Genomic DNA, 17505 nt, shown 5'->3' on the forward strand with positions numbered 1-17505 from the left:
TTTTAATTACAGAAAATCATGAAAAAATTTATTCTAATAACATTGGGATTAGCGAATTATTTAACCCTAAACGCTCAAGAAAATAAAATACAGCTCCATACTGTTGAGATTGGATTTGGAGGGTTTTATAGTAAACAAAATCCTTTTGGTGATGAAATTGGGGGAGCTACTTTTGTTGCTGATATAACAACATCTATTGGCAAAAATCTAATTTCTACTTCATTTTTAACAGGTGCAGAAATTGGCATCGTTGGAAATTCCACCTATAATTTCAATGAATTTAGGATACAATATGGAAGAGAATTAAAAGTTAAAAAATGGCTTCGATTTGAATTATTTACAGGTATAGGTCATTACAAAGTAAGTAGTTTAAATATTGAAAATAACACTATTTCATTTCCGTTAAAGTTTAATACTAAATTTTATTTTAACGAGAAGTTTGGTTTAGGAATAAATACAAATTACAGTATAAATAGTATTAGTAATAATTTTTCCACAAATTTAATTTTCCAATATAAATTTAATTAATTCACTAACAAATAAATTTTACAAAAATGAAAACCAAAATTTTAAGCTTAATAACTTGCGTTTTTTTTGTAAGTTGCTCAAATGACGACAAGATAAACAGTTCTTGCCAAGATTTACTCCCACAAGCAACCACAGTTGGTGCCAATAAATTTGGCTGTTGCATAAATGGCAACCTACTTATCCCTAGAGATGGAACAGGTACTGTTGGAGGTAGTGATAGTGCTTACAGTTATTTAGGAGGCTACCCCAATGTTACAGATTATTACGAATTAGACGTTAGGGATTTTAAAAGTGAAAGAACGGCTAAAATTCTTATTCACATGCACCAAGTACATTTATATGGCATTGGGGAATATATAATTAATGAATCCAATGGCTATAATGCTATTGATGGATTAAATCATACCTATTTACATTGTAGAGTCTTTAATGAAAGTACCAATACTTACCAATATTACCGTTCTTTTGAAAATTCTGGTCTTTTAAAAATTACAAGATATGATTATTTAAATGGAATTATATCAGGAACATTTACCTGCAAAGTTAAAAGCTCAACTAATACTACTGATATTATAGAAATAAAAGATGGGAGATTTGATATAAATGGTTATACCCTTCCAAATGTATCATTTCCATAAAAAAACAAAGTAAGTCTTCAATAATTACATCATAAAAATCATACATTTTTTCTACTTTTGATAAACATTAAAACAAACTATGAAAGCTATGATTATTTCATCCGTTCGCTTTACAAGCTCGGGGAACAAACACCAAAGAAAGAATATACTAAATAGATGTAAAAAAATAGTTTTATTACTACTTGCAACTTTCACTTTAAGTTGTTGCAACAAAGACGACAACCCTTTTTCTGGAAACGACCAATTACCTCCTGAAACCCAAACAGGGGCTAACACAGTGGGCTGTTTGGTTAATGGTAAAGTTTATTTACCTTCTCAAAGAGGGTTAAATTCACCTGTAAATTGTTTCTATCAATTAGAAAATGGAGAATTTTTCTTTTCAATAGCATTTGCTGACGATAAGAATCAAGGTCCAGATGTAAGTGTAGGAACTAGTAAAATTAATTTAATGGATGGACAAACTTATATTTTAAATAAAAACCCAATAGATAATGGTGATTATACTGGAGGTGGAGGAGCTTATAGATTAAGCTCATTAAATAAATATTACACAAATACAATAAAAACAGGCGAGCTCAAAATCACTAGATTAGATTTATCAAATTCTATTATCTCAGGAACATTTTGGTTTGATGCAGTAAATGCCGCAGGTGAAACTGTAGAAATTAGAAGTGGGCGTTTCGATTGGGACTATTAGAAAAAAGAATTTATGAAATAGACAGACGTAACAAAAAGAAGGACTTCTATCAGATAGAAATCCTTCGCAGCTAAATTAAAAAAATCTTCGAAAATCTTATTAATTTAAAAAACACACAATAAAACAGATGAAAAACCTATTTTCAATACTATTCGTAACATTTGCTTTAAATAGCTGTTGCAAAAATGACGATGCTCCACAACCAATTGCTGAAATAGACAAACTACCACCAGCCACACAAACCGGAGCTAATACTTTTGGTTGTTTGCTAGATGGTAAAGCTTTTTTGCCGGATAATTTTCCAAATGCTACTAATTGTTTTTACCAATTGGTAAATGGAGAGTATTATTTTTACTTAAGTTTTGGTAATCATGTTGAAAATGAAATTCTTGTATCAATTGATTTAGGAACAAACGCATTAGAAATTTCAGAAGGCAATACATACGCATTAAATGGCAATATACCATTTAATGCATACGCTACATATGCATTAAATGGTATATTTACGACAACAGACGGTAGTTCATATACAGGAGAATTACACATAACTAAATTAGACTCTGTTAATCATATAGTTTCAGGAACGTTTTGGTTTGATATTTTAGACTTTCAAGGCAATGTTCATCAAATTCGAGAAGGTCGATTTGATATGCAATACACAAATTAAAAAAAATTAAACAACAATAAACTATGAGAACAATTTTTAAAATAATATTACTTTTTACTGTAATGTTTACAGTTACTAGTTGCTGTAAAGAAGATGTTAAAACTAAAGCAGTTGCAGAAATAGATAAACTACCACCAGCCACACAAACCGGAGCTAATACTTTTGGTTGTTTGTTAAATGGTAAAGCTTTTTTGCCAGGGAATTATAATAATGCAACAAACTGTTTTTATCAGTATGTTAATGGGGAATATTATTTTTCAGTAAATGTAAATAATATAAATCAAGATGATTATTTAATAAGTGTAGGTGTTGGTACATATGATAAAGAAATTGCTCAAAATAATACATACGTATTAGAAGAAATGATTCCTTCTAATGCATATGGAACATATGCATTAGAAGGAATACCTACTAGAACCAATAACACCTACACAGGTGAATTAAAAATTACAAAATTAGATTCTGTTAACCATATTGTTTCAGGAACGTTTTGGTTTGATATTTTAGACTTTCAAGGCAATGTTCATCAAATTCGAGAAGGTCGTTTCGATATGCAATACACAAATTAGTAACTATTAAACACAATTATATTATGAACAAATTACTCTTTCTAGGCAAAGGGTTGCTACTGCTTTGTCTTTTTGCAACTCTTTTTGCACAGTCTCAAACCGTTAATACAACCTACAAAACACAAATTAACGCCAAGTTTGCAGGTCTTGATAAAAACAAAATTCCTACCAAGTTACTTATTAACCAAGCAATGGAGTTTGCAGAACTTACAGATTATGCGGGAGCATTGTCTTCTACTAATCACACTACAAAAGGAAAATTTACTAATATATACAACACCCTCTTAATGGCAAGGGTGCAACAAGGTGTGTCTGGATTACTAAGCCCTACTACCTTTAAAACAAATTGGGACAATTTACGAGCACCTAATAAAATTATACTAAGTGGGTTGTTTTTCAAATACAACAAGTTTAAGGCTGATGCTTATCCTAATTTTTTGGTCAACAACAATGATGTAATTACAGATAAATATGTTAATGGTGTTTGGCAAAACCCCTATACAGAACAAAATGTATTTGCCATTGCTTCGCCTATACTACTCTATAAAAGTTTATCGTTTCAGGTAAGCCTTCCTGCTTCTTTGTGGTACACTAACAATGCAACAGCTGTTCAAAACATTGCAATAGACTTTAATGAAGGTTCGGGCTATCAAACCATGGCTTTAGGGCAAGTTCGTTCTATTAATTACACAACAGCGGGTACCTATGAATGGAAGTATAAACTAACTCTTACAAACGGACAGGTTTTATACAGCCATAGTAAAATAGTAATTGATGCCGAAGTTCCACCTACAAACAATACAACATTAAAAAGAACAATAAACCAACCTTGTAGTCAAGATGCGTTTGGTATAGACAAAGTAGAATTTAACGGTACAAAGCCCTATCTAGGGGCTACCAACCAAGCCATTCTAGAGATTGATTATGCTTTTGATGATTGTATTATTCGCAAACCGTTGTTTGTAGTAGAAGGTTTTGATAGTGGGCTATTAGGAATAGAAAATGAGTTGGGTGAAGTTCAATATAGAAATTTTAGAAATAGTACTTCTATAGAACCTAGCAATCTACCTTCACAACTTTCTACCTACGACATCATCTATATCAATTTTAAAAATGGGAAAGACTATTTGCAGCGCAATGCCTATTTGGTGGAAGATGTTATTAAATGGGTAAACAGTGTAAAACAAGGTACACAACCCAATGTAGTTTTAGGACAAAGTATGGGAGGTGTTATTGCACGCTATGCCTTGCGTGATATGGAAGTTAACAACGAAAATCATCAAACCAATTTATACATCAGTCATGATGCTCCACATCAAGGAGCCAATATTCCTGTGGGTGTTCAATATTTTGCACGTCATTTAGCCGATCAATTCATAGATACACCAGCTGGTGATTATCAAATAAGTTTAGAAGGAGATAATAGTGTGAGTATTGCAGATATTCAAAATCTTTTTAATGCCGTTGGAACCAAACAATTGTTGGCAAATTATATTAACTCAGGTTTTGTTTTAGACAATTCAGCATTCAATGATTTTCAAACAGAATTACGCAGTTTAGGATATCCACAACAAACAAGAAACATTGCTTTAAGCAATGGTAATCATTGTGCAAATCCTCAATCGTTTAATCCAAGTGCAAACTTATTTAGCTTAAATGGTGGAGCCAGTACAACGGCACTAACAGCATTACTAACTGTTTTGATTGAGCCAATAATGGGTATCAGTGTACCTGCTATAGCTTTTGAATTCAACGAACCAGGATTGCTATTAGGATTGCTCCCTGGTAGTAGTAGTTTTGATATGAATTTTAGTGCAAATGCACTTCCTGTTGCCGGAACAAGCAATCAAGTTTATCATGGAAGTATTTCATATACTAAAAAAATATTTAGTCTTTTTGGTTGGTCTCCTAAAATAACAGCCAGCCTGACAGATCGAAGCTACAATAATCCAGTAACTTTATCATATGACTATTATCCTGGAGGTAACTATCAATTACCATTTAATTTTTCTACCTCAACAATTAATAATCATTTTATTAACCTTGGAATTTCAGCCTATTTAGCACCTTCCTTTAACTTTATTCCTACTCCAAGCGCTTTAGATGTTGGGAATGGAAATGCAATACTAAATAACTCCGATTATTTCTTTAAATATAATGCAGCTACTCCACCAACAGGCTCAAGAACAATACCATTTAATAACTTTACAACTTCACACAATACTTCATCCGTAAACGAAGAACACATATCGTTCAATACACGTAATGGAAATTGGTTAGCTCTAGAATTAGACAATATTGCAAATAATGAAGATATTTTTAACTGTGCCTATATATGTTCTTCTGATAAGATTGAAGGTAACAATATAATATGCACAACTGCAAACTATTCAGCTCCAAACGGAGTTCCGTTTTATAACTGGACAATAACACAAGGTTCAAATCTAGTAACTTTAACTGGGAACGAAACTCCAAATATTACTTTAACTGCAATACCCAACCAATCTGGGCAAGTATTACTTTCTTTATCTATGGGAGACGGCGGAGCTAAATGTGGTAACAAAACCCTTACCAAATCTATTTGGGTTGGCAAACCAATTTTATCTTATGAAACAGATTGTTTTAATGCTGAAATTGGAGATTCAAATTGTTTCTCTATGTGTAGAACTAATTACTTTGAAACACAAAACTACAGAAAAGTTATTGCGAATGGTTTAAATTTAACCACTAATAATTCGGATTGGGAATGGCAAAAAATAACAACTAATTTTGCTTGGAATACTAACAATAATACAGCATATTTGCAACCGCATCAAACTGGTTATATTGCTTTTAAAGTTAGGGTTAAAAATATTTGTGGATGGTCTGATTGGTTACCATATCAAATAAATGTCACTAATTGTTCGAACAATGGTGGTACTTTTGAAGCATTCAAACAAGCAGATAACACATTTATAGTCTATCCAAATCCTTCAAAAGATAATGTGAATATTGAATTAAGAGATCGAAATAATTTACCTGAAAAAAACGCAAAAGTATCAGGAGAACTTTTTGATTTATTAGGCTTCTCAAAAACAAAAGTTGAGATTCAAAATAATAAAGCTATTTTTTCGGGCACATTCACAATTAAATAAATACTTGCTTATCAGTTATTTAATTTGTATTTTAGAAGAAATAAACCCCGAGAATGCTCAAAAAGAGTCAAAAACGGGGTTTTCTTTTAAATATGTATGTCAAAAATAATACGAATAAGTGAATTTCAGCACAAATTGCCTTTAAATATTATCAATGAAGATTTTAATGTTTTTTATGAGCAATTTCTAAAGTCTGATTTAGGTAAAATTCATCTAGCTACACCTTTTTCAGAACTTTCTCAAAGTTTTAAATTGAAAGCGTGCAAAAAAGGTCCAGATTGCATTTTTAGTACTAAAGGTAAGATTGCCTTGATGATGCTAAAAAACTATTATGGTTGTTCTGATGCTAAACTAATCGAGTTGTTAAACGGAAATGTTTACATGCAATACTTTTGTGATATTGTATTACCTCTAGATTCCCCGCTTACAAATTTTAAAATAGTTAGCCAAATAAGAATGGAATTAGCCAAAAAATTAGATGTTCGAAAAGTTCAAGAAACATTAGCTAAAAGCTGGCTACCTTATATGAATGATTTAGACAAAGTCTTGATAGATGCCACTTGTTATGAGAGTGAGTTGCGTTTTCCTACCAATGAGAAACTACTTTGGGAATGTATTGTGTGGAATTACAATCAAATGAAATCATTATGTGGAATTTTAAAAATAAAACTTCCAAGAACCAAATATATTGATTGGTGTAAACGCTACAATGAGTATTCTAGAAAAAGAAAAAAAACAGCAAAGCAACGAACAAAAATGACTCGTGGTCTTCTGAAATTATTATATAAACTTAATGGAGAATTGAGTAAAATTGAAAATCAATATTCCTTTGAGCCAACCACAAAATACAGCAAACAACGCAGAATAATCCGTCTTATTTACCAACAACAATCAAAAATTTTTGCAACAGGAAAAAGCGTTCCCGATAGAATTGTTAGCATAAATAAAAGTTATATTCGCCCAATTGTGCGTGGTAAAGAAGTAAAACAAGTAGAATTTGGAGCAAAAGTAAATAAAATTCAAATTGATGGAATCAATTTTATAGAACATATAGAATACCGTGCCTTTAACGAAGGAACTCGATTTCAAAACAGTATATTTTGCGCACAAAATCTAACTAAAACTAAAGTAAGAATTACTGGAGCTGATGCTATTTATGCCACAAATAAAAACAGAACTTTTTCGTCCACAAATAACATACAAACAGACTTTGTTAGAAAAGGAAAAGCTGGAAAACACGAAGAGCATAGAAAGAAGCTAGCCTCAGAAATTAAAAAAGAAAGAGCTACTCGATTAGAAGGTAGTTTTGGCAAAGAAAAAGAGCACTATAATTTACGAAAGATAAAAGCTAGAACCAAGAAAAGTGAAATGCTTTGGATTTTTTTCGGAATACATACAGCTAATGCTAAAGAAATAGGAAGAAGAATTTACAAAAATCAAACACAACTAGCAGCGTAAAGTATTCAAAAAAATACTTTATAGGAAAAGTGCGTCTTGTTGAGAAATATCAAATTTAAAAATCATAAAAACATATAATTTTTACTACAAAATAAAAAACCTCAATTATATTAATATGAATTGAGGTTTTTATTTAAAGTATTTTTCAAAAAATCTTGTTACTTCTGAATTTGCCTTTTTAAATGCTAAATAAAATGTTGATTTTGATTTGAATCCGCATTCTAGACCTATAGAAATAATTGTATAATGATTAAATTCTGGAGATGCTAATAATTCTTTTGCTTTTTTTATACGTAATCTATTTATGTAATCTGAAAAATTATTTTCATTTTCTGAATTTATTATTTGTGACAATAAGCTAATACTCATTTTTAATTCTGAGGATAATTTTTCTAGACTATAATTGGGATTAAGATAACTTAGATTGTTATTAATATGATTGTCAATTTTTTGAAATTTTTCACTTTTTGGTTTTTCACTATTTTGTATTACCCTCGTTTTATTAGAATTGTCTTTTACAATTTCTTCTCTTAATTTGATTCTTTCTGTTAAAATGGAATAATTTGATAGTCCATAATAGCCTAACCAAAAAACCAAAATGGAACAAGAAAAACGTAATGGATAAAAAATAGAAACTTCGGGGTTAATTACTTTGCTAAGATTAAATAACACCGCTAAAAGCCAAGAAGCCATAATGAATGTACTAATTAGCATGAATTTTTTAAGCCATTTTAAATTATCAAATGTTAAAATGTATTGATATATTTTTTGTCTTTTAAACAATATGACAAATGCTTTAACAAATAAGAATAATGAAAATAAGATATTAATAATTTCTTCTATTTGTCTGTATTTTGCAACGACATAACACTCATTTTCATGATAATGATTCTGAAATAGAATAATTCGAATAATTATTTCAATTGAAAAAAGGGATAATGAAATAAAAACATACGATTTTATTTTTGTTTCAATTCCTAAATAATAAGTTACAAATGTATAATAAGCGGGTAGAATTAAAGCATAAAATGGAATCCTTAACATTTTTATGAAATAATTAGCCTGTGTAAAAACATTATCTAATAAAACTATTTGCAGATAATTGAGTACCAAAAATAAGATAATTAAATTCAAATATAGCATAGATTTGTCTTTGCCCTTTTTTGAAAATAATGATGCAAGAATAAATATAAAACCAACAAGAATACTTGTCATTAAAAAGTAATTCATGATGTTCGTAATCATGCAAAAATTGATTTAAGTTTTTTAATATTAATTTCAGTAACAAGCCAATATATAAATGATTAGCTTAGAATTCATCATGCTTACTTTGTTCTTTTATTCTGTTTTTTGCTACTCGAATTGTTTATTTTGCTGCTTTAACCCAAATTAAGTATTTGAATTCTATTACGAAAAATAGCTGCTTTATATTTGCTTCAGTACTCCGTTTTACGTCCTCAATGTGGCTAATGCTGCATTTGTGGGGCAAAACTTCCGTGCTTCGCAACTATTTTGCATCTATTTCTCTCATAACAAAGTCTAATGCTTAATTTGGGGTTAATTTTGTTTTTACACACTAGACAATAGTAATTTATTACCTATTCAGTTTTTTTATTGAAAAATTGAAATCTATAAAAAGCAAAAGGTCATTTTACAAAAGTAAAACGACCTTTTTTACATAACAGGCTTAACAATCTTAATGATTTTTTAAAGTAGTCATCAGCTACTCATAACAGTAAAATGAATAATAACATTTCTGGTACAAACTTATGCTTTGTATTCTTGATGAGTTGATAGTTTATTACCCAAAACTTGTATTTTATTAGCCTGTTTTATTTTATTAATAAAAATAGTACTAGTCCCAACATTCCATAAGTAGTAAATCTCCAGATTCATGTGTTATAGTTACTATACCATCTTGTGTAACGTGGTTACTATTTCCTGTTCGGTAACCAATTGTTAAAGTATCATTTGCTAAGGAATAGTATAAATTCTTGGAATGAATTCCAGAAACTTCTCCAATTGGAATTAAGGATAGAGGGGTTGCTTTTGGATACCATTTTTCAAATCTCTTGGGTAATAGAAATATCTTTGAATGATCATCAAACAACACAATCTTAAGTTGCTCTCTATAGCGCACAATATTTGTGATGTTACTAATGGTATGGTCTGCTCTTTTTCCTGTTGCCCATATTACATTTGCAGCAGGAATATTTCTTTCTATTAAATAGTCAAATGCCTTTTCTAAATCGGTTTTGTCTTGATTTGGTGTGTGAACAATTTCAATTGGGTATTGACTGTTTCTATAATATTCGGCATCAAAACCATGATCAAAATCACCAAGTAATACATCTACTTTTATGCCTAATTTTAAAACGCGTTCAATAGCAGCATCCAATACAAGAACCAAAGGAGACCATTCTAATAGTTGTCCTAATAGTTCTTCATTACAAGCTAATCCGTTGGCAATAATTAAAGCTGGTTCTTGGTCGTCTCGAACAATGTGGTGTGAAGACATAGTTATTAATCGAATTAATTTTTTGTAGCACGAATGTATTGTTTTTAAATAGAAATAGCAATTTCAAAGTTGAAATTGCTATTTCTATTTTAGTATATCTGTTGTTTATTGCACGATATAATTCTCTGTATCAATTTCTCCCAAGCTAAAATATCCAAAAGGGAAATTATCTGTATTCGTTTGGTTTGTAATATTACCTCTTAAAGTTGCAGGTGGAGACGAGAATGGATTGCCACCATCATTGCCTGCAATATTTAATAACTTTTCCATATAGTTAAAGTAGCGTACAGAAATTCCTTGAACAGAAAGTTCTAAAACATCATTGACTTCTAATTCATCATCTATATAAAGACCAAACATTTGGTTTCCTTGAAAGAATTCATCGTCTGATGCACCAAATTCAGGAAAGGCATTATTACTGTTTTTAACTCCTAACAAGTAATAGTTGTCTTCCAATCCGTTATCTTGAAAAAAATATTTAATTTCAATAGCTTCTTGATTGCCCAGACCAGAAATTACAGATTGTGTGACAGTTTCTATTTCGGGCGTAGGGTATAATGTATCTGTTGCAGTATATACTTCTCCTTTATAGATAACAGTTAGTGTATATGTTCCATTGATAACAGGGTTAAAATTAGTACAAATATAATTTCCAGTCCCAACATCTTCAATAAAATCATAGGTAGTTGTTCCATCAAATACAGTAACTGTTGCTCCAGTAGCATTGGGTATTGTACTGTCATAAAAATTAGTAGTGGTGGTTAGCCTAATAATTTGCTCGTTTCCACTTGTCCCTTTTTGCCATTTAATAGACGCATCTATTACTAATTTAGGATTTGCAGTATCTAAATCGATATCTACAACATCTTCGCATGAAGATAGCGTTATTAATGTAAAAATAGCTATTGTTATTCTAATTATAATTTTCATCATTGCTTTTAAAATTTAAAATTATAGGTTACACTTGGAACTATTCCAAAAATTGATAATCGAACCGCTTCGTTGTTACCAGAGTCGGCATTTTGTCTAAAACTTATTGACGCTGCGTTTTTACGACTATATACATTATAAATACCAAAAACCCATTCTCCTTTAATTCTCTTGTCTTTGCTATTTCTAGGTGTTAGTGTAGCTGAAATATCCAAACGATGATATGCGGGTAAATTGTTTGCATTTCTTTCTCCATAACTAGGAACAGAAAGTCCTTGATATACATATTGACCGTTAGGATAGGTCACTGGTTGTCCTGTTTGTAATGAGAAAATACTACCAAAACTCCATTTGTCATTCAATTCATAAATACCAGTAACTGATAAATTATGTGTCTTGTCCCAACCTGTTTTGTACCAATTTCCGTTATTAATTCCAATTTCGGTAGCTGTTCTTCCAGCGGTTTGTTGTTCCGATCGCGATAAAGTATAAGAAATCCAACCGTTCAATTTCCCATCGTTTTTTCTAGCTAAAATCTCAAGTCCATAGGCTCTCGATTTTCCTGCTAAAACAACTTGTTCTATTGCATTATTAGCAATTAAATCGGCTCCATCTATATAATCCAAACGGTTTTGTACATCTTTGTAAAACGATTCTATTTCGAATGAGTATTTCCCATTTTTGCTGTTTTTTTGGTATCCAATTGCGTATTGATCCAATATTTGCGGTTTCAAGAAATGATCACTTGGTGCCCAAACATCTAAAGGAGTAGGGGATTGTGTGTTTGAAATAAGGTGTAAATATTGCGACATTCTATTATAACTTGCTTTTACCGATTGCTTTTCATCAATAATATAAGCAATAGAAAAACGAGGTTCTAAGTTATCAAAACTAGCAATGGTTTCGTTTTTACCATATTTACGTGTGCCAATTGGAGTAGCTTTTTCATAAATTTTTAAATCTTCATCATAGGTAACCGCTTGGTCGTTTTCATACACATTAATTTCTTGTGCCCCTAAACGATAAAACATACTGTAACGCAAACCGTAGTTGATAGAGATTTTGTCTGATAGTTTTTGTTCAGCATCAATATATATGGCTGGTTCAAAAGCATATTTTTTATCTAATTGTTTTGGATTAATTTGAGAATCTGGACCGTTAGGTTTAATTTTCCCAGGATTAAAATCGTAATAAACCGTATTTATACCATAGGTAAGTTTTGTTTTTTCAGACAAATAGTGTTTGAAATCATATTTAAGGTTGTAATTTTTTATGCCACTATCCCAATTGAAACCTATGAAATCGAGTTCTAAACCATAATAATAATCACTATATATTAAAGATAAGTTAGAGAAGAGTTTGTCATTAAATAAATGATTCCATCTCAAGTTCAGGACAGAATTTCCATAGGTATTAATAAAAAGTTTATTTAAACTAAAAACATCTCTACCAAAATAACCTGAAATATAAAGATTATTATTATCATTCAATTTATAACTTAATTTGGTGTTTAAATCATAGAAATATGCAGCGTTTTCATTATTTGAAAGTTTTAAGAAAAGATGAGCATAGGAGCTTCTTCCGGCAACTAAAAACGAACCTCTGTCTTTAACAATAGGTCCTTCGGCTAATAATCGACTAGAAATTAGCCCAATTCCTCCATTCATGTGAAATTTATTACTATTTCCATCTTTTTGATAAATATCCAAAACAGAGGCTACTCTTCCTCCAAAACGAGCAGGGACACCACCTTTATAGAGTTTTAAATCTTTAATGGCATCGGCATTAAAAACAGAAAAAAAACCAAATAGGTGAGAAGAGTTATAAATTGTGGCTTCATCTAAAAGAATCAAATTTTGATCGGCAGCACCTCCACGCACATTAAAACCAGATTGTCCTTCACCTGCATTGGTAACACCTGGTAATGTTAATATGGATTTTAGAATATCTGCTTCTCCTAGAACAACAGGCATTTTTTTAATGGTATTCACCGATATTTTGTTAACACTCATTTCTGGTTTTTGAATGTTGGGTTTGTATTGATTTTCAGTAACGATTATTTCATTCAATTGAACGTTACTTTCTTTTAGACTTATATTTTTTCGACTATTTTCTTGAAGATTAATTTTTTCAATAATGTCTTCAAAACCGATATAAGTATATCTAACAGTATAAATGCCTTTAGGTAAGGTAATAGAATAATAACCATATTCATTGGTTGTTGTTCCTGTTTTTAATTCTTCAATAATTATTGTTACACCTATTAATGTTTCATTAGTGTTTTCGTCTGAAATAGTTCCACTGAGCGAAAATTTTTCTTGAGAAAAACTAGCAAATGAAAATACTAACGATAGTAAGAGTAAAATTTTCTTTTTGACGTACATAGTTTTTAATTGATTTTAATTATATTTTTTATGCTTATTTCCTACAAAAGTCTATTAAATTGATGTGTTTTTTGTTCAAATTTATAAATCGGAACTCATTTTTTTATATTCTGAGGGTGTTTTATGTGTTAATTTTTTAAAAGTTGTGTTAAATGTAGTTTTTGAGTTAAAACCAACAGCAAAACCAATTCCTAATAAACTTAAATCGGTAGCGTTTTTAATAAGTTTTTTAGCTTCTTCAATACGATACCTATTTATGAATTGATAAAAGTTTTCATTAAAACCAGTATTAATTATGTATGATAGTATATGTGTTGAGGTATTCATTTCTAATGCCAATTTTTCTAAATTTAATTCACCATCTAAAAAAGGTTTTTTATCATTCATAATTTGTAATAACTTTTCTTTGAAATCTTGTAGATCATTATCTTCAATAAGTTTTTTCTTTTTTTCTTCAGAAGCATTAAGTTCATTAATTATTTCATCTATATTAATTGTAGTGTTAAATGGATAAATTTCTGTTTGTTTTAACCAATTATGTGTAATGAAAAAAATACCAGATAAATAAATGGTTTCATTGATATATGGAATTATTTGAATTTTTATACTAACAGCATCTAAAATAATCTCTATAATCCAAAAGAAAATCATTATTACTATAGATATTGATAGGTATTGTAACCATTTAAGATCAATTTTTTCAGTGTTAGATGAAAAAAAGTGAATGTTTTTTTTATGCTTTACTAGTTTAATATACGAAAGTATAGGATATAACAACAACTGAATAATTAAAATAGTAATTAATGTGATTTCTATGCTTTTGGCAAGGAATAAATTCATATCGTTATCTTCTGAACTGTTTAGAAATGTAGTAAAAACAGTTATTAGTACAGGGATAAGGAAATGAAAATAATTTTTGTTATTCCATGAAGCATTGGGATTTGTAAAATATGAAATACTAAAATAAAACAAAGGACCAATTGAAAAGCAAGTTAATATTGATATTATTGCTAATAAAAAATGATCTTCTGCTCTATTCCAATCGTCTAATACCGTTAGAAATGCGATTAAAAAAACAGAAAAGATGAACCCTGAAAACCATTTATTTGCTTTTATATTAATTTTTTGAGTATTCGTAAAAATTAAAAAAGCAAGTAAGAGAGAAGTTCCAGCAAAAAGAGCATGTAACATTTCAATCATTTTCTATTTGATATTAAATAGGGTAAACACATGATTTTGATTTTTTTTTGTTTTAATAGACTAATTTGTGTTCTAATTTTAATAATTATAAAATTACTAGTTTATAAACTCAAATATTGAGAACAAATTGTATAATTTTGTTAATGGTATAATTATTGCATTACAAAAATGACAATTTTTTTTACAATTTCAGCGCTAAAACTGTTAATGTATGGTTAATTGTTGTGGTTATTTATATACTTAATTTTAGGTTTGTTGATATGATACATATGAAAAAAAATAGGTTAATAATTGTTTTGTTTTTCTTTAGTTTCAGTTTGTTAGCACAAGTTGAAACGAAGAAGAAAAAGTTTACAACACAAATAACTAATCCTTTTGAAAAAGAAAATATTTCAACAACACCAGAATCTTCAACTTCTTTACCTTCTTTAGAATATAAAAGTGTTTTAAATGAAGATAAAAGTTACTTAAAGAAATATTCTACTTTAAACAAAAAAGAACAATCAAAAAGCATACTTGAAGAAAATAAAAAGTTTGTGAATCGTGGCGATGAGATTAGAGATAATTTGAATAAAAAACTACATGATAAACCCATTGAAGAAAGCTTCAAGAGCAATCAATTCTTAGGACAGTTTAGCACAAAATCTAAATATATTAAAATTGTTTGTAGGGATCATGAGTATCCTGACGGAGATAGGGTGCGTATTTTAGTTAACGATGGTGTATTGGTTCCAGATATTGTTTTAGAATCGGCATCAAAAGAATTTTATTTGGACTTAGCTAGTGGTTTCAATAAAATTGAATTTCTAGCATTAAATCAAGGTACATCAGGTCCAAACACAGCCGCTTTTTCTGTTTACGACGATAAAGGGAATTTAATTACTAAAAATGAATGGAATTTGACCACTGGTGTAATGGCTAAAATTGTAGTCCTTCAAGATAAAGAAGATGGAACTGTAACAAAAACAGTGGAAGAGAAAAAAGAATAATTCTTTCGGAGAGATGTATTAAAAGAGGCTGTCCAAAAAGTAAGGACAGCCTTTTTTATTTGTATTTTTTCTCTAAAATTAGTATCTTAGAGTTGAGACAAAAATACACAATGGCTAAGATAGTTTTTAAAAATCAAACAGGCAATTCTCCAGAGTTATTTCCTATCAATATTTTCGATAGAATACCGCAAAACCATCCAGTTCACTTAGTGGAACAAGTTGTTAATCAGTTAGATATAAGTGAAATATTGAAAAAATATAAAGGAGGTGGTACTTCAGCTTACCATCCAAGAATGATGATTAAGGTTTTGTTTTACAGTTATTTATCTAATGTATATTCTTGCAGAAAAATTGCAAAAGCACTTCAGGAGAACATTCATTTTATGTATATTTCGGGCAACTCGACTCCTGATTTTAGAACGATAAACGATTTTAGGGGTAAAGTTTTAAAAAATCATATCCAAACTCTTTTTGCAGAAGTAGTAAAAATGCTTGTAAAAATGGGATATGTTAGCTTAGACATTCAGTATATTGATGGTACAAAAATAGAATCCAAAGCTAATAAATATACTTTTGTATGGAGAGGCTCCATTGAGAAATATAAAGAAAAACTAGAAATTAAAATTAGTCATATTTTATCAACTATTGAAAACAGTATTCAATCTGATAATCAAGAACTAAATATAGAAGAATTACCAAAATCGATTGATTCAGAAAGTTTAAAAGAAAAGCTTTCGATTCTTAATAAAAAACTCAAAGAACCTACCAAAAAACAGGCAAGAGAATTGCAAAAACTTCAAGAGGAACATCTTCCAAAGCTTGAAAAATATGAAAAAGACTTGGTTACAATGGGAAACAGGAACTCCTATAGTAAAACAGATCCCGAAGCTACCTTTATGAGAATGAAAGAAGATCATATGAAAAACGGTCAATTAAAACCTGCTTACAATCCACAAATATCTACTGAAAACCAATTTATTACACATGTTTCTATTCATCAAACAACAAATGACACTACAACCTTAAGTTCTCATCTTGAAGGTTTTGAAAAAGCCTATCAAAAACAGAGCAAAGAAATCGTTACTGATGCAGGTTATGGAAGTGAAGAAAACTATGAAATGCTGGAAGAAAAACAAGCTGATGCTTATGTGAAATATAACTATTTTCATCAAGAACAAAAAAGAAAGATAAAAAACAATCCTTTTCTTGTTCAAAATTTATTTTACAACAAAGAACACGATTTTTATGTTTGTCCAATGGGTCAAATCATGCAAAAAACAGGAGTAGGAAAACGTGAAACGAGTACTGGTTATGAATCGCAAATTACTTATTATCAATCTAAAAGATGCAAAGGATGTCCTCTGAGAAGTCAATGCCATCAAGCAAAAGAGAACAGAATAATATCCGCGAATCATCGATTAAATGAATTAAAAGAAAAAGCAAGAAACCTACTAACGAGCGAAAAAGGATTAGAACATAGAAGTAAACGTCCTATAGAAGTAGAAGCCGTTTTTGGTCAACTTAAAAGCAATAATAAGTTTAATCGATTCACAATGAAGGGTTTAAAAAAAGTAACATTAGAGTTTTTACTAATGGCACTTGGACACAACTTTAGAAAAATGAATGCATTCAAGACAGACTTGCCAAAATTTGTTTTCAAAACCAAAATTCACACTTATCTAGCCTATTTTAAAACTAAAATTTGCCTTGTTAAAGTAACTCAAAGTTATTTTGCTATTATTTTTTCTTCAAAACAAAATAGCTTAAAAATAGCTACATAAAAAAAGCTGTCC

General features: G+C 29.8%; 14 protein-coding genes. 9 read left to right on the forward strand and 5 right to left on the reverse strand.

The window, feature by feature from the left end:
- The first annotated feature begins 18 nt into the window (after positions 1–18).
- The 7 genes from ACZ49Z_RS14110 to ACZ49Z_RS14140 all read left to right on the forward strand — a co-directional run bounded on the left by ACZ49Z_RS14110 (position 19) and on the right by ACZ49Z_RS14140 (position 7691).
- Positions 19–528, forward strand: coding sequence for a hypothetical protein (locus tag ACZ49Z_RS14110; RefSeq protein ID WP_445721697.1), 510 nt, complete (start codon positions 19–21; stop codon positions 526–528).
- 26 nt (positions 529–554) lie between these two features.
- Positions 555–1166 carry a Riean_0653 family protein gene (locus tag ACZ49Z_RS14115; RefSeq protein WP_464304950.1) on the forward strand — a complete coding sequence of 204 codons (612 nt, stop codon included), beginning with the start codon at positions 555–557 and terminating at the stop codon, positions 1164–1166.
- A 79-nt stretch (positions 1167–1245) separates the two neighbouring features.
- Positions 1246–1863, forward strand: a complete 618-nt coding sequence (locus ACZ49Z_RS14120; RefSeq protein ID WP_464304951.1) for a Riean_0653 family protein — start codon at positions 1246–1248, stop codon at positions 1861–1863.
- A gap of 127 nt (positions 1864–1990) precedes the next feature.
- The gene (locus ACZ49Z_RS14125) at positions 1991–2530 is read left to right on the forward strand and encodes a Riean_0653 family protein (protein ID WP_464304952.1); all 540 of its coding nucleotides are present in this window, start codon (positions 1991–1993) and stop codon (positions 2528–2530) included.
- Positions 2531–2553: 23 nt separating this feature from the next.
- Positions 2554–3099: a Riean_0653 family protein gene (locus ACZ49Z_RS14130; RefSeq protein ID WP_464304953.1), complete on the forward strand. Its 546-nt coding sequence runs from the start codon at positions 2554–2556 to the stop codon at positions 3097–3099.
- 23 nt (positions 3100–3122) lie between these two features.
- Positions 3123–6233, forward strand: a complete 3111-nt coding sequence (locus tag ACZ49Z_RS14135; protein ID WP_464304954.1) for an alpha/beta hydrolase family protein — start codon at positions 3123–3125, stop codon at positions 6231–6233.
- A 96-nt stretch (positions 6234–6329) separates the two neighbouring features.
- Positions 6330–7691 carry a transposase family protein gene (locus ACZ49Z_RS14140; RefSeq protein WP_464304430.1) on the forward strand — a complete coding sequence of 454 codons (1362 nt, stop codon included), beginning with the start codon at positions 6330–6332 and terminating at the stop codon, positions 7689–7691.
- Positions 7692–7820: 129 nt separating this feature from the next.
- On the opposite strand, the gene ACZ49Z_RS14145 is transcribed toward ACZ49Z_RS14140, so the two are convergent.
- From ACZ49Z_RS14145 to ACZ49Z_RS14165, 5 genes are all read right to left on the reverse strand, one after another.
- Positions 7821–8936 carry a helix-turn-helix domain-containing protein gene (locus ACZ49Z_RS14145; protein WP_464304955.1) on the reverse strand — a complete coding sequence of 372 codons (1116 nt, stop codon included), beginning with the start codon at positions 8934–8936 and terminating at the stop codon, positions 7821–7823.
- Positions 8937–9546: 610 nt separating this feature from the next.
- Positions 9547–10209 carry a thiamine diphosphokinase gene (locus ACZ49Z_RS14150; RefSeq protein WP_464304956.1) on the reverse strand — a complete coding sequence of 221 codons (663 nt, stop codon included), beginning with the start codon at positions 10207–10209 and terminating at the stop codon, positions 9547–9549.
- Positions 10210–10314: 105 nt separating this feature from the next.
- Positions 10315–11142 (reverse strand): DUF4249 domain-containing protein, encoded by an 828-nt coding sequence (locus tag ACZ49Z_RS14155; protein WP_464304957.1) that lies wholly within the window; start codon positions 11140–11142, stop codon positions 10315–10317.
- Positions 11143–11147: 5 nt separating this feature from the next.
- Complete coding sequence (locus tag ACZ49Z_RS14160; protein ID WP_464304958.1) at positions 11148–13523, reverse strand: TonB-dependent receptor; 2376 nt, start codon at positions 13521–13523, stop codon at positions 11148–11150.
- 81 nt (positions 13524–13604) lie between these two features.
- Entirely contained in the window at positions 13605–14723 is a 1119-nt protein-coding gene (locus ACZ49Z_RS14165; protein ID WP_464304959.1) for a helix-turn-helix domain-containing protein, read from the reverse strand.
- A 269-nt stretch (positions 14724–14992) separates the two neighbouring features.
- Between ACZ49Z_RS14165 and ACZ49Z_RS14170 the strand changes: the two genes are divergently transcribed.
- Together ACZ49Z_RS14170 and ACZ49Z_RS14175 are read left to right on the forward strand one after the other, a co-directional pair.
- Positions 14993–15712, forward strand: coding sequence for a hypothetical protein (locus tag ACZ49Z_RS14170; protein ID WP_464304960.1), 720 nt, complete (start codon positions 14993–14995; stop codon positions 15710–15712).
- Positions 15713–15822: 110 nt separating this feature from the next.
- Positions 15823–17493 carry an IS1182 family transposase gene (locus ACZ49Z_RS14175; RefSeq protein WP_464304961.1) on the forward strand — a complete coding sequence of 557 codons (1671 nt, stop codon included), beginning with the start codon at positions 15823–15825 and terminating at the stop codon, positions 17491–17493.
- Positions 17494–17505 lie beyond the last annotated feature (12 nt).

Source organism: Flavobacterium sp. KY-23415 (assembly GCF_055384985.1).